The sequence below is a fragment of the Weissella muntiaci genome (assembly GCF_008107635.1).
GTDB classification, from domain to species: Bacteria; Bacillota; Bacilli; order Lactobacillales; family Lactobacillaceae; genus Weissella; species Weissella muntiaci.
Window position 1 is genome coordinate 103612 of the sequence record NZ_SDGZ01000003.1, and the last position, 12573, is coordinate 116184.

A 12573-nucleotide genomic window follows, 5' to 3' on the forward strand; every position below is an offset into this window, starting at 1 on the left:
AAGCATAATGCTTTTAGAGCCTTTTTAGCTTAAATTATTTATCTAACAATTTCTGTTACGTATTGACTTACATCGGTATCTTTCTTTGCATCCTTCAAATTGTCAAAGTAAGGTTCGTAAACCTTATCTGGATATTTCGTGGCATATTTATTAAATTCACCATTATCTGCTAACGCACCCCAGATATAACTTACTTCTCCACTATCAAGAGAAGTATCAACAATTTTGGTATTGTCAAAGGTCTTACTTGTTCCAAATGTATTTTTCTCATCATTTGGGAGCTTACCAGAACCGTACCACTTATACAAATCATTTTTGGTCCATGTGGTTTTATATAAAAACTTACTTGTTTTAGTAAGATGCACATAATGTCCTTCCGGAGCTAACTCAAATTGCTTCTTAATATCAAGTTTTCGCCACTCAGCATCAGACATCTTAGCTGCCGCAGCCTTGGTTGGATGAGCCTTAACATATGCAAATGTACCACCACCAGCAATCACCACTGCTAGCAGAACACCAATAATCCACCAAATTTTCTTTGTCATAATTTTCAACTCCACCAAATCGTTTTATTACCTTAATGTTACCTTAATCACAGTGATAAAAAAAGGGTATATCCATATCAATTAATGATGGATATATCCTTTTTATAATCATCAGTATAATTCAATAGGAGGCATCATTTCGTCTAACTCTGCTTGCGTAGGCAAAGGTGGCATGTTCTGCTCGAAGTCTTGGTAATTTGAATCATCTGTTGAGGTCATAGTTGAATTATCACCAGGACGGTTATCAGATGAGTCTACAAAACTTGGGGTATTAATCGGCGCCATTCCCGTCTTTGCCTTAGAATTATTACCAGCACTATTTTGACCTTTAGAAGAACCAGCGTTCATCGGTACATGTACTGTGCCGGTATCACCCTTTGAAGCGGAATTTTTAGATGTTTGTGGTACCTTATTCGTACTAGAGTTATCACTACCTGGCTCGCCTATTCCACTCTCATCTCCATTTGATTCTGAAGATTGTGGACCAGCTGGATTAGGAGGGGCCGTAGGCGCATCTGATCCTGATTGGCCAGCACCATCTTGTCCCGCTTGGTCGTTATTATCGCTCGATCCCATTCCTCCAGATGACTGTGGATTATTTTCGTCTGTGTCTGTATTTGTACCTCCATCATTTTTCGAGCCACTGCCATCAGGTTTATTGGCATCATCTCCATTTGTTGATTTATTAAGTGGCTGTTGCATACTTTTAGCCTTATGCTTCAAAGCCAAGTCGTTCGCTTTCTCGGCAACTTTATCTGATATTTTTCCAGAAGCAGCACTAGCTTTGTCCACTAGGGCTTTAGTTGCACCCAAACCACTCTTAGCAGTATTTCCAGCACTCTTAGCCATGTTTCCAACTGCTCCTGCTGCCATACCTCCAGCTATTAATGATTGTGCGGTATTACCATGTCCAGTGGGTACACCCGTCCAGTCATCAATTAATGAGAATCCACCAAACAGTCCTTTTGCGCCACCGATCATGATTCCGATTGAGAGAATTGTATATGGCATTGTACTGAGGCCCATACTTTCAAGCTTAGTCATTGACCATTGAATGAAGGCAAAAAACAAGACTACATTTAATGGCATTAAGGCCATTCCGATAAATGAACCTTCAATCAGATGCATAATCTGCATGGCCTTTTCACCCTTCAGGTCACGGAAGGCAAACACTAGAATTGTTATCGTGTAGTAAGCAATTCGATATAAACGCACGACTAATTCAATTATTGCTAGAAAGCCAACAATACTAAACGTTATTTCAGCTCCAATAATTCCCATCCAATTAACCTTGATCATTGGATAAATTTCATTAAATATTCCACCAGTGAACCATACTCCCTTGTCTAATTCCTCTTTTTGTTCATCAACACCTCTTTTATTTTTGAAAACATCTTGATTATTTCTGGCATTATCACCTGTGACTTTTTTAACTTCATTATCATCCATCACCTTTGAAAAGAATGGTGCATGTACTATTGCTGGATCATCTCCATCTTTAATTGGACTGTAATTTTTGAGCTCTTCGACTTTTACATCAAAGTTTTTATCCGCGACTTTTTCAAGATCCACACTATTATTCTTCCAAACCTGTACAAGGACATTATTATCTTTTGGTAAGAAAGTATCATTAGCGCTCTTACTAATCGCAGTACCACCTGTAATAAGCCACGGCATAGTTCCAAGCACCATAAAGATTATTATTATTCCCTTAGGCCATTCCTTACCTTTCTCACCGTTGGTAAGAGTGAACATAAACAGGCTAATGTACATCATGATAGCAAATACTACAAAGCCAATCGTTGCAAACATTGGTACATACTGTCCAAGGTTGTAGCCAGTGATATCACCATGCGTGTTGGCCACAAAAATTCCACTAAAATCAGCTAAATCCCAAACCTTGGTCCATGCAGTTAGAACTGCATTACCAAGATCGAAAAATATTTCTGCAATACCATGCATGATCGTTTCAATCATGCTTAGGTACACTCGTGGCATTGGTGACAGATAATTTGACCAGGCATCATAGAAAGCCGTGTTTGGTCCCCCATCCGGTACTTTCATTAAAGCTGCCAGGTAAAAAATATTTTGCATTATATTTCCTTTCTAATTTTCTTCATCGTACAGACCTTGAGCCTCTTCTAAACGTCTTAATTCATCATCAGACATACCGGTAGTATCGGTATCCTTGCTTACTTCAGCATTCTCTGAATCTTCCGCCTCATCATCAGCATCCTGTGATGCTGATGGTGTATGCGTTCGACCATCTAATCGCTTCTGAAGTTCAAACATCGAATCCATATTTCGATCCAACAAATCGAGCAACTTTCGGTTTGTATTTAACTGTGGCATCGTCGCGAAGAGTTCACCGCGTTCTGATAGTTGTAAGGCATTAGTCTGAGGAACCGTTCGACTAAGGTAGTGCTTTGTTGAAAGAATACCGTTAATGAGTTCTTCAATTTCCATTACGACTGACAGATTACTCATTTGATCTTCAGGTATAAATGGCTCATCCAAGTTGGCAGTAAATTGTTCACGCCACTTTGTTCGATAATCTTCATCACTAACCTGCTTCTCCGACAATTGCACATGATCACGGCCATAAGCCTCATCAATGACTGCCTTAAGGTCGGTAGCATCTTTCAACATAGTGCCTAAGTCATCTCCAACACGAGCATTAAGAGAGAGACGTTCTTGAAGCTCATAGAAATATCTACTGAAGTCCTGGAACAAATCATCATAAGTAAAGTTCTTGATGTGATTCTTGATTGGTAACTTTGTTGTGAAATAGTCTAATCTGTATGACTTACCAATTAAGTCACGCGAATTAGGCATCGCCGTTCCTTCCGTATCAAAGATCGGTAACGCACGCACAGGCTTCCAATGGCGGTTAGAACGCTTTGCTGTTCTGAAAACAATTGCCTCACCTTCTAGCATTTCTTCGATGTTTTTCTCTGGCATGAGGGGCACGCTGTCAATTGAAACCACACGATTACCTCGATCTTGTTGTTGCTCACCCATTTGTGAGTTAACCAATTCCTTCTGTACTTCGATATTTCCTAATCTCTTTGATACCTCTTCCTTAGTTCCTGAATCCTTGGTCTGGAGGTAATACTGAGTCAACATGTTACTTTTAATTTCTTTACTTTCAATATCTGAATAGTGTTTACTTATCTGCACATCATCTTGTAAATAAAGATTCACAATATGCCCATAAGTAAGTCCGCGGGTAAGGAAATTTGAAAAGCCTGGAATTTTTGGCCACATCGAGAACTCATTCAATTTGAAAATAATCCAACGATCCATCTTCCTACGAGTAATCTGTGACGCAATTTCTGTATTGACCGAAAAAACTTGGCCAATAAACAGCGATGCTAGTGCAGAGTAATTATCATTATTCTGCGGAGCCACAATAAAGGTTGCCTTTGGCTTTTCAGAATAACGAAGGTCATACTTTGCACGTCCGTTTTCAAACAACTCGAATTTCAAAGCCCCTGGTACAATTTTTAATACAGGTTTTCCAGAATACTTATCAAATAATGGTTTACCTCCGATTGAATGCTTCTGCCGTTTTTCACCTTGCAGACGAACCCAGTCATTTCTCAGATGATGCGGATTGTCATTGCTCTTAAAGTGAACACGAATTTCCCACTGTTCAGAGAAGTATTTTTTAAAAGGATAATGGATCACACCTGTGCTACTAACCTTCATGGAATCTTGTTCCACAAATTTTTTAGGATCATCACTCAATAGGTCATATAATTCGACGTAAGCTGTCAGACCGGCATAAGCCACTGGCAGCATTATCTTTAACATTCTTGGGAAACCATAATCTGATATTTGAATGGTTGACCGTGAAGTAAGCTTTGCTACAGTTTGACTGGCAAACAGACTAGAATGTCGTTGCAGTGTGAACATAACTGAAGTTCTCGTATCACCAGTTGACTGAAGGTACGATGCTGCTTTCAGAATCGCTTGGTCAATTATCGGTGGCTTTGGGTCAAGTTGACTGAGCATTTTAAAGTATTCTGATAAGCCATCCTTGTTTTTATCCTTTGGATCACTAAATTGGCCCAATGAGTTAATAAATTGTGGCACACTAGCAGGAGTTGCAAAGGTTGGATCATTATGATCAATTGCCAACCAGAGTAGAACAAGAATAATTGCTAGTTGTGTATCTTCGGCCGATTTATCCCATTGATCATCTCCTCCAAATTGATCGGTATTTCCAGCACTTCCAATAATCTGTACGATAACGTTTGATTCATCTATTGCTTTGTCCATTTCACCATCAATGGCGTAATTGAGCGCTACTTGCAAAGGATTCCAAAGTTCTGACCAATAGGGATCCATAATATTAATGAAACTCACATCATATCCAGCTTCCAACAATGGAATGAACGCCATTTTTCCATCTTCATTCTTTGCATCAGTATCAATAATATTTGGCTGGATTTCTGCGCGCCTTATTACATCAATCGTCGGATATCCAATTCGTTGATCCTTACCAATTCGGGTCGGAGCGGTAATACTAGTATGCGTGGGTGTTGTATCAATCCAATAAAAACCAGAAAAACCACCTTTGACATTCTCTTGCCCTTGAAACAACTTGCTTCCAATTGGTGTCTTTAACAGTATCTTTCTAATGAACCGGTAGTATAAGGGAAATATCTGCATATTCAGCCCAAATGGCAGCTTGAGAAACTGGATTACCCACAAAAGTGGGTGAATCGACAAAAATTGTAAAGAGTAACCAGAAATGTGAACAATTGGTTCTCCAGCTTGGCCCTTATAATATTTATTTCTATCCGGAATTAACTTATAAACTGCATCAATTTCCTTCAATTCTGCCCACCGATTTTGATTAGTAGTTCGATCACTGAACTTTTGAAGCCAGTCATAAGAGTTTTTGAATGCTAGTCGTAAGATCAATAGGAAAGTGATTCCCATCAATATCCATGTGATCCATGACCTATCCTGGAAGGTCCCGCCAGATATCGAAAACATAAAATACCGTTTCAGGTAATCCAAGCTAAACGCCGGATCAATATAATAACCAAGCGGGTTAAATATCAAATTACCCAAACCATTTGCTAAAACATACCAAAGCACTCTTGCAAATGTACCAACTAAGAGTGCTAATAAAAGTCCAACAGCGACATACAAAAAGAATATGAATACTTGATACCAAAGTTTTCCACGTAAGCGGATCTGACTTTTCTGTTCAAAACCACGCTCGCGTTCGTATCTCCTTCGATTAAACATCTGAGGCCACCTCCTCGATTTCAAATTGAGTCACAACTGTGTCCCAACGTCCACGAGGGTGTGTATCATCGGGTGGATTTCCCCAAGTCCTAAACACAAATGAATGACCTTTAGAGATTCCAGTTCGACGCTCTTCCAAAATCCCTTCAGCCACCAATGCTTCGACATGGTCCAAGATCACATCATCTAACGGTCGAACTCCTTGATTACGCTTATAACCACGTTCAAGTAAATAATCTGATAGTGGAAAAGAACCCGTTGTTTCATCTCCAATTTCTTCATAATTCTCGGCAAAAGTTGGAATCAATTTTTCAATTTGATCCTGTTTGTAAATAATTTGATAGTTTTGTTTTGCTGCTTGAGCTGATAGCTTTGCCATCTTTAGATCAATAATTTGAAGCACATCTAAATCACTAAGTGGGCTGTACACAACGACTGAACCAATACGAGAGATCAATTCTTGTCGCATACCAGCTCCTCGTAATGCACTTTCAAAGTCTTGACTAAAAGTATTCTTGCTTGCTTCATCACGTTTGTATTCTTCGCTTCGTTCGTCACGATCAAGAATTAGCTTGTGGCCGATATTCGTGGTCATAATGACAATCAGGTCTTTGAAGTTGATTAATTGACCGTAGCGATCAGTTAGCCGCCCATCATCTAATATCTGTAACAGCAAGTCCCAAATCATGGGATCTGCTTTTTCTATCTCATCTAGCAAAAGAACAGAGTATGGATGATATTTAACTGCTTCAGCTGCACGTTCAATGAAAAGCTCCATCGACGCTTTAGCAAACTTGAACTCAGACATATCAAATCTGATAATTTGATCCTCACCACCAAAAAAATGCCTAGCCAATGATTTTGCAGTTTCCGTCTTTCCAACACCAGGCGTACCAGCTAACAGAAACGATAAGGGTTTAGACATATCGCCAAGACCGGCCGCCCGTACGCGAATACCATTAGTAATTTTCTTTAAAGCCTCATCTTGGCCAATTACGTCACCCTGCATACGTTCTAGCAAATTGTATAAACGACTATTGTCAGTTTCATTCAAGACCGCAAGAGGGACAAAGTATTGTTCATGGATAATTTCAGCGATATCATCAAATTCCAATAATGAATGCTCATTTAATTTAGCCTCTGAAAGTGCACTATCAAGTAATGTAACTGCCTTATCAGGGAAATATTCAGTGGTAATAAAACGATCTGAGAATGATACGACTGCCTCTAGCAACCCTTTACCTTCAGGAACATTAACACCCGTTCGCTTTTCAAAATCAGCTTTGATGTTATTTAGGACCGCAAGAGTTTGCTGAGTCGTTAGCTCATCCAAATGCACACGGCTAAATCGACGTCTGATTGCTTTATCTGATTCAATGTATTCGTGATACTCTTCCAGAGTAGTAGCACCAATCACTTGGATTTCACCGCGACCAATTGCTGGTTTCAAGATATTGGCAGCGTCCATACTTGAATTACCATCTGATCCAGTACCAATTAATTCGTGCATTTCATCAATGAATAAAATAATGCTCTTATCAGCTTTCACATGATCCACTAAGTTATAAAGATTTGACGCAAAAGTTGCTCCATCCTGATATTCCATTAGTGCTGATAATTCGAGTCCTAAAATGGTTTTCGCTCTCAGGTTTTCAGGTAAATCATCCGGCTCAAATTCAATCTTTTTGGCCAATTCCTCGATTAAAGCTGTCTTACCTACACCGGCTTCTCCGACAATAGCAACACTATTCTTACGGGCCTGATTCAAAGTACGAATGATTTGTCTTAATTCACTCTCACGCTCAAAGGCTCCATATTTACCTGGATCTTGTGCGACCAGCTTAGAAAAGTTAGTTGTAAACCTTTCAATATAGTTATCTTCTGCCATCGCTTATTCCCCACGGCTACGGCGTGCTAACTCCGACAATGTTGGTTTGTCTGAATTAGTAATAGTATCAACATCTGAGTCACTAAAAAGCTGTTCTACACCAACCGCACTCAACCGATTATTAATACTGGACTTTCGCCACTCTGTTTCGGTTTTTACCATCGCTTCCAATTCATCTTGCAATGCATTATCACCTTCAATGGTTTTCAATTCCTTGTCATGTGCTTCTTGTAAACTCTTGAAATCCATAGCTTTTCTCCCTCTAACTTCTAAATTCCTAATTGCTTCAAAATCTGGTATATCTTCAGCTGCAATGACTTCTGCATTCATCGGGAAAACAGACGTTACAACTGGCTTGTCTTCAATAATTTGTATTTCAAATTCGTAAATCTCTCGCAATAATGGGGCTCCAGCTGGGAAGATGATTGAATACTCTTCCCCATTCACAACCAAAGTTACTGAATCCTCTTTTGAAATCTGTACTGATAGAACGTAATAACCTCTGCCATAGGCAACATCTAACAGCATTCCAATAATTGTTTTTTTCATCTTATCTAGTCCTTACGGCTTCCTGTGATTGATCTTGAATAACTTGTTCTTGTAATTTAGTTGCATTGTTACTCTTAACTGTCTTGCTGCTTAACGCCTCGTAGTGGATTACTTCTCCGTTTGCCAGCCTGTCTGATAAAAAACGCGTCACCTCGGATCCTGCATGCGTTACCTCCATGAGTTCTGCGCTCTTATCCGAATCGGCTAAATTCATAAATGCATCTGTCAAACTGCCTTTTTTACCCTCTTGACCTTCAGCGGATCCATTTGAGTTCACTTGCGACAATTCTTCTGGATCAAGTCCTAGGTTTTTAAGCACGACATAACTTGTCAAATTAGCTTTTGCTTCCCGTAAATGGCTATCTTTATCAACTGCTGCATCATTTGAATTTTGATATAGCGAGACCTTACCTACCTCATAGGCGAGTGTCTGTACCTTATCGAGGTTAGACATATCGGGGCGAAGAATAATCGTATTATTCTCAGGATGTTTACTATCTGTATAAATTGCACCCTTGTGACTGAAAGCCCCACCATAAACTTCATTTGGACTGTGACTAGCGTTGTTATCTAAGAACGTATTTGCTTGAGCATCGTTATCAACAACTCGATAACCTTGCTTCTCGACATATTGTTTCAACACGCCATAGGCATTTGCCAAGTGCTGTGGTGAATTATCAATATGTAAATCAATTGGGCGTTGAGGTAAAAGCCTCTTTAGATCCTCAGTTGTCGCATTTGTTTGCGAAATATCAAATACGTTCTGAATCGGATAAAACTTACTTTCCTTGGTATTTAAAATACCGGCATTCGCATCTTTACGTTGCTGCTCAGTTGCTTGATTCCATCTCACAATCTCACCATCAGGAGTAACGATTGTCTTTATATTTTTGGGCGCGCCAAATGTTTTGATACCTTTTCCTTTGGCTTGCTCGTGCAGCACTTGGATACCTTCATTTTGGAACTGTTCGTATCCCATAACGATCGTTGCATTGGGTCGCTGACCATAAATGGCCCAACTATTACTAGGTGAGAATTTTTGACCCTGTGCTACAAAATCAAGCAACTCACGGACTTTCGCACTATCCTTTTGACTCGCTTGGACATTTTTCATCGCATTCGAAATGATAGCTACATTCCTGGTACGGTTTTCCAGCGCACGATCTTCCTTGTTAGTTGTGGTCTTATTAGTTGCTGAACTCGAACCAACACTATTAACATCCTTAAGGGGCTTTTGTTTTGCTCTAGCTCCGACCACGTTATCGCCTCTACTAGGTATGAATGAACTATCAAGGTCTCGAAGCTTATACAAGGTGTCATAACGCTTTTTATTCTCTTCAAGTGAGAACTGCTCAATACCTTTAACTCCAGCTTTTAGCTGATCATTCCAATCCTTGCCCTCGACTGGTATTTGTCGAACTACTTCCATATGTTCATGCCAGCTGTAGCCGGTATAAATCTCATTGGCAAAGTTCATTCCTGCCAGGTCATTATCAGTGGCAATGATCAACTTTTCAGGTAATGAATTATTTCTTGCTTGGGTCATGATATTAAGTTGGTTTAATACCTTATTTGTATTAAGCCCTGATAATGACAACACCGTTGTATTCTCGTGACGTAACGTTCCTAGATTTTGTTGCGTATAGGAAAGCGCATCTATTGGCGCTTCAAAAACAATTAGGTTATCCGTGCCGTTACCAAATTTCAGATTGAAGCCATAATTTGTATCGGAAGAGTAGCCAATTCGCTTTTCAGTTCCACGTTTACCAAACTTTTCAAAGTCAACGTCCGTCCCCTGGACATCTAGACCAACAACTTTCGAGTCTTCATTGATCCACGGAAATAAAATTGCTGGTTTCATCCATTCACCAGTCTCTTTGTCTTTTCGTGGTGTACCTTGTTTGATAACCCCACTCTTCAGTAAAGGTTCAACAAACTTTGGATGAAAGCCACGGACATTTATCAGGTAGTCTTCAGTGTTTGTAGTGGTCTTTGCAGTACGCCAGCGTCCAAAATCAAAATCTTCCTTCTTAGAAACTGGGGCCGTGTAATCAGCTTTTGTACTTTCATCCATTGACCCATAAGCTCGACTGAAGGCAGCCCATTCTTTCCAAGCAGACTTTTTATCCATTTCAAACCAGTTCTCAATAAAATCACCTAAGTCACCATAAACATCTCCAGCAGGGCTTGAGTACCACTGGAAGGTATTCTTTTCAAGATTTACAACTAATCCATGACCGTTTTTTTCTGTTAAATGAATCGTATTGCGGCCATGTGGCTCGTATCCAATAGCTTTGTGGTCCAAATAGGCCTTAATTGGAATAGCTTTCATCGCTTCACGATTAATTGCCATGGTTAACCTCCATTCCTGCACCACTCTCCATGTGACTAGCTTGATCTTGTGACTTTGGTAATGGACGTACACTTCTAACAAAACGTTCGATTTCATCAAGATCATCAGTTTCCAAGTTAGTTTGAAGGATTCCCATCAACTCAATTAGGTACTCATCCTTAGCCTGCTTTGTGATCTCGGCAAGTTCATTGACTTTTTCTTGAGCGACGTTCAATTGTTCCAATTTCTTCTTTAATTTGTTCTTTGCATTTACTGTTGCCATAGTATTTCTCCTATATTTGTTTGATTACGAACATAGAATACACAAAAAAAAAGAACCAAAAATTTATTGCGCCAAAATAAAAGACTGATTCTTTAATATTCGATTTTTAATTATCCAACCGGCCCCAGTCCCCGCAAGCGGGGTCAAATTTACTACGTACGTTCTGCCTCCAGTCACAGCTATTTTGTCTCTGTGCCACCAAATTTATAGCATCTGGCAGAGTGGCTAACAAGCAAGCTTGTAAACCACTCTAGCCAAGATACAAGGGTAAATGAACGGCAAGCCGCCCTTGTATCTCGGCTGCCAACTGCAATTAATTCTATGTCACGACGACAAAAAAACAGCTGTAACAGGCGACAGCCGTCCGAAAGGTTTTTGTGTGACAAATCTATATTTTTTAGTTAGGAGTTTTTTCATGAAAAAGAAAGAACCTTTGTTTGACCGTGCTTTACGTTTTGTTGAAGCACAAGGGAAAGAACCTATGTACCTGCCCGGCCGATTAGCTTTATTAGCTGATGAGAACCCTGATAGGCACGGGAAACTTACTATCTCACTGTGGCATGTGGATGATGCCAACCGGCTAACACATAAAATTCATGAAGTTACCTATTGGTATTCCTACCAAAATAAGTTTGTAAATCTGTTCAATGTAACGGATATTTTAACTATTGCCTTAAAGTACACAAGATAAGAGGAGATTAAATAATGGGACTAGATATGTATCTTTCAACGACAACCAAGCAAGAACGTATGGTTTTCTACTGGCGCAAAGCTAATCAAATTCGTGAATGGATAGCAAATAGAGCTAATGAAGATAGGGAAGAACAAATTGAATACCGTCTTTCAAAAAATGAACTTACTAACCTTTTAGAAGATATTCAAAAGGTCATGAGCAAACCGGAATTAGCATCTGATATTTTACCAACTGCCAGTGGATTTTTCTTCGGCTCAACTGAATACGACCAATATTATTTCGCTGAATTAGCACGCACTCTGGAAGAATTAAAACCTATCGTGGACGATTTGAACAAAAACGAAACATTGTTATATGGGGAATGGTGGTAAAAGTGACAAGAAGTTATTATGATGAATTTTCTAAATTATCCGTAACTCAAATGCCACAGGCCATTGCAGATATGACTTACGCATATAATGAGACACAAGTTCCCGCTAAGCATTATAAGGAAATGCTAGGGAAACAATTTGAAGAACTAATGGAAGCCCAAGCCAGTGTCAAATTAGTTGACGTGCTGTTCTCTACTCTTAGCAGTCTGCAAAAAGAAAGCCCCCGCCTTTTCTTTCAAGCATTACTTTTACTTGATTTAGGTATTAAGCCAAAAGGTTTAACAGCACAACAATATCAAGCTATGTCAGTTACAGCTGATAAATTTGAGCAAGACAAAAAAGCAAAAATGCTTGATAAGGACATTCTTGGCCTGTTTAATAACATTCTTAAAAATGGCGTACTCTACAAAATGAAGGAGGAAGATAATGACTAGAAAAGTACAAATTCAATATGTAGACTCTTGGGAATTTACGACCGAGGTAGAAATTCCCGACGGTATGAGTACAAAAGAATTTGCAAAAGATTTTTTGGAAAAGGAAGATTATTTTACTGAAAAATTTGAACGCACGAATATGCAAGTTCAGACCAGAGACTTAGATACTGGCAAAACAGAGAGGTTACAAGATATTGATGTCTAGGGCTCTG

At 39.4% G+C, this 12573-nt stretch carries 11 protein-coding genes; 4 read left to right on the forward strand and 7 right to left on the reverse strand.

Going from position 1 to position 12573, the window contains the following annotated elements:
- Positions 1-38: 38 nt before the first annotated feature.
- The 7 genes from ESZ50_RS00565 to ESZ50_RS00595 all read right to left on the reverse strand — a co-directional run bounded on the left by ESZ50_RS00565 (position 39) and on the right by ESZ50_RS00595 (position 10862).
- Positions 39-545, reverse strand: coding sequence for a hypothetical protein (locus ESZ50_RS00565; RefSeq protein WP_148621646.1), 507 nt, complete (start codon positions 543-545; stop codon positions 39-41).
- Between the two features lie 111 nt (positions 546-656).
- A complete protein-coding gene (locus ESZ50_RS00570; protein ID WP_148621647.1) occupies positions 657-2639 on the reverse strand; it encodes a pLS20_p028 family conjugation system transmembrane protein in 1983 nt (660 codons plus the stop codon).
- Between the two features lie 12 nt (positions 2640-2651).
- Positions 2652-5810 carry a type IV secretory system conjugative DNA transfer family protein gene (locus ESZ50_RS00575; RefSeq protein WP_148621648.1) on the reverse strand — a complete coding sequence of 1053 codons (3159 nt, stop codon included), beginning with the start codon at positions 5808-5810 and terminating at the stop codon, positions 2652-2654.
- Complete coding sequence (locus ESZ50_RS00580; RefSeq protein WP_148621649.1) at positions 5803-7698, reverse strand: AAA family ATPase; 1896 nt, start codon at positions 7696-7698, stop codon at positions 5803-5805. Before ESZ50_RS00580 ends, ESZ50_RS00575 begins: the two co-directional genes overlap by 8 nt.
- Before the next feature lie 3 nt (positions 7699-7701).
- Positions 7702-8247 carry a hypothetical protein gene (locus tag ESZ50_RS00585; protein WP_148621650.1) on the reverse strand — a complete coding sequence of 182 codons (546 nt, stop codon included), beginning with the start codon at positions 8245-8247 and terminating at the stop codon, positions 7702-7704.
- Between the two features lies 1 nt (position 8248).
- Positions 8249-10600 carry a toprim domain-containing protein gene (locus tag ESZ50_RS00590; protein ID WP_187387488.1) on the reverse strand — a complete coding sequence of 784 codons (2352 nt, stop codon included), beginning with the start codon at positions 10598-10600 and terminating at the stop codon, positions 8249-8251.
- The gene (locus ESZ50_RS00595; RefSeq protein ID WP_148621652.1) at positions 10590-10862 is read right to left on the reverse strand and encodes a hypothetical protein; all 273 of its coding nucleotides are present in this window, start codon (positions 10860-10862) and stop codon (positions 10590-10592) included. Before ESZ50_RS00595 ends, ESZ50_RS00590 begins: the two co-directional genes overlap by 11 nt.
- Before the next feature lie 415 nt (positions 10863-11277).
- Between ESZ50_RS00595 and ESZ50_RS00600 the strand changes: the two genes are divergently transcribed.
- Genes ESZ50_RS00600 through ESZ50_RS00615 form a run of 4 tightly spaced genes read left to right on the forward strand, consistent with a single transcriptional unit; the run spans position 11278 to position 12566 of the window.
- The gene (locus tag ESZ50_RS00600) at positions 11278-11553 is read left to right on the forward strand and encodes a hypothetical protein (RefSeq protein ID WP_148621653.1); all 276 of its coding nucleotides are present in this window, start codon (positions 11278-11280) and stop codon (positions 11551-11553) included.
- 14 nt (positions 11554-11567) lie between these two features.
- Entirely contained in the window at positions 11568-11927 is a 360-nt protein-coding gene (locus ESZ50_RS00605; RefSeq protein WP_148621654.1) for a hypothetical protein, read from the forward strand.
- Between the two features lie 2 nt (positions 11928-11929).
- Positions 11930-12361: a hypothetical protein gene (locus tag ESZ50_RS00610; RefSeq protein WP_148621696.1), complete on the forward strand. Its 432-nt coding sequence runs from the start codon at positions 11930-11932 to the stop codon at positions 12359-12361.
- Entirely contained in the window at positions 12354-12566 is a 213-nt protein-coding gene (locus ESZ50_RS00615) for a hypothetical protein (protein WP_148621655.1), read from the forward strand. Before ESZ50_RS00610 ends, ESZ50_RS00615 begins: the two co-directional genes overlap by 8 nt.
- Positions 12567-12573 lie beyond the last annotated feature (7 nt).

What these genes read in the sequence shown, in the direction of transcription:
- ESZ50_RS00570 (WP_148621647.1), bottom strand. Translation starts at nt 2,639, where the DNA reads ATGCAAAATATTTTTTACCTGGCAGCTTTAATGAAAGTACCGGATGGG.
- ESZ50_RS00590 (WP_187387488.1), bottom strand. Translation starts at nt 10,600, where the DNA reads ATGGCAATTAATCGTGAAGCGATGAAAGCTATTCCAATTAAGGCCTAT.
- ESZ50_RS00585 (WP_148621650.1), bottom strand. Translation starts at nt 8,247, where the DNA reads ATGAAAAAAACAATTATTGGAATGCTGTTAGATGTTGCCTATGGCAGA.
- ESZ50_RS00580 (WP_148621649.1), bottom strand. Translation starts at nt 7,698, where the DNA reads ATGGCAGAAGATAACTATATTGAAAGGTTTACAACTAACTTTTCTAAG.
- ESZ50_RS00575 (WP_148621648.1), bottom strand. Translation starts at nt 5,810, where the DNA reads ATGTTTAATCGAAGGAGATACGAACGCGAGCGTGGTTTTGAACAGAAA.
- ESZ50_RS00615 (WP_148621655.1), top strand. Translation starts at nt 12,354, where the DNA reads ATGACTAGAAAAGTACAAATTCAATATGTAGACTCTTGGGAATTTACG.
- ESZ50_RS00605 (WP_148621654.1), top strand. Translation starts at nt 11,568, where the DNA reads ATGGGACTAGATATGTATCTTTCAACGACAACCAAGCAAGAACGTATG.
- ESZ50_RS00595 (WP_148621652.1), bottom strand. Translation starts at nt 10,862, where the DNA reads ATGGCAACAGTAAATGCAAAGAACAAATTAAAGAAGAAATTGGAACAA.
- ESZ50_RS00565 (WP_148621646.1), bottom strand. Translation starts at nt 545, where the DNA reads ATGACAAAGAAAATTTGGTGGATTATTGGTGTTCTGCTAGCAGTGGTG.
- ESZ50_RS00600 (WP_148621653.1), top strand. Translation starts at nt 11,278, where the DNA reads ATGAAAAAGAAAGAACCTTTGTTTGACCGTGCTTTACGTTTTGTTGAA.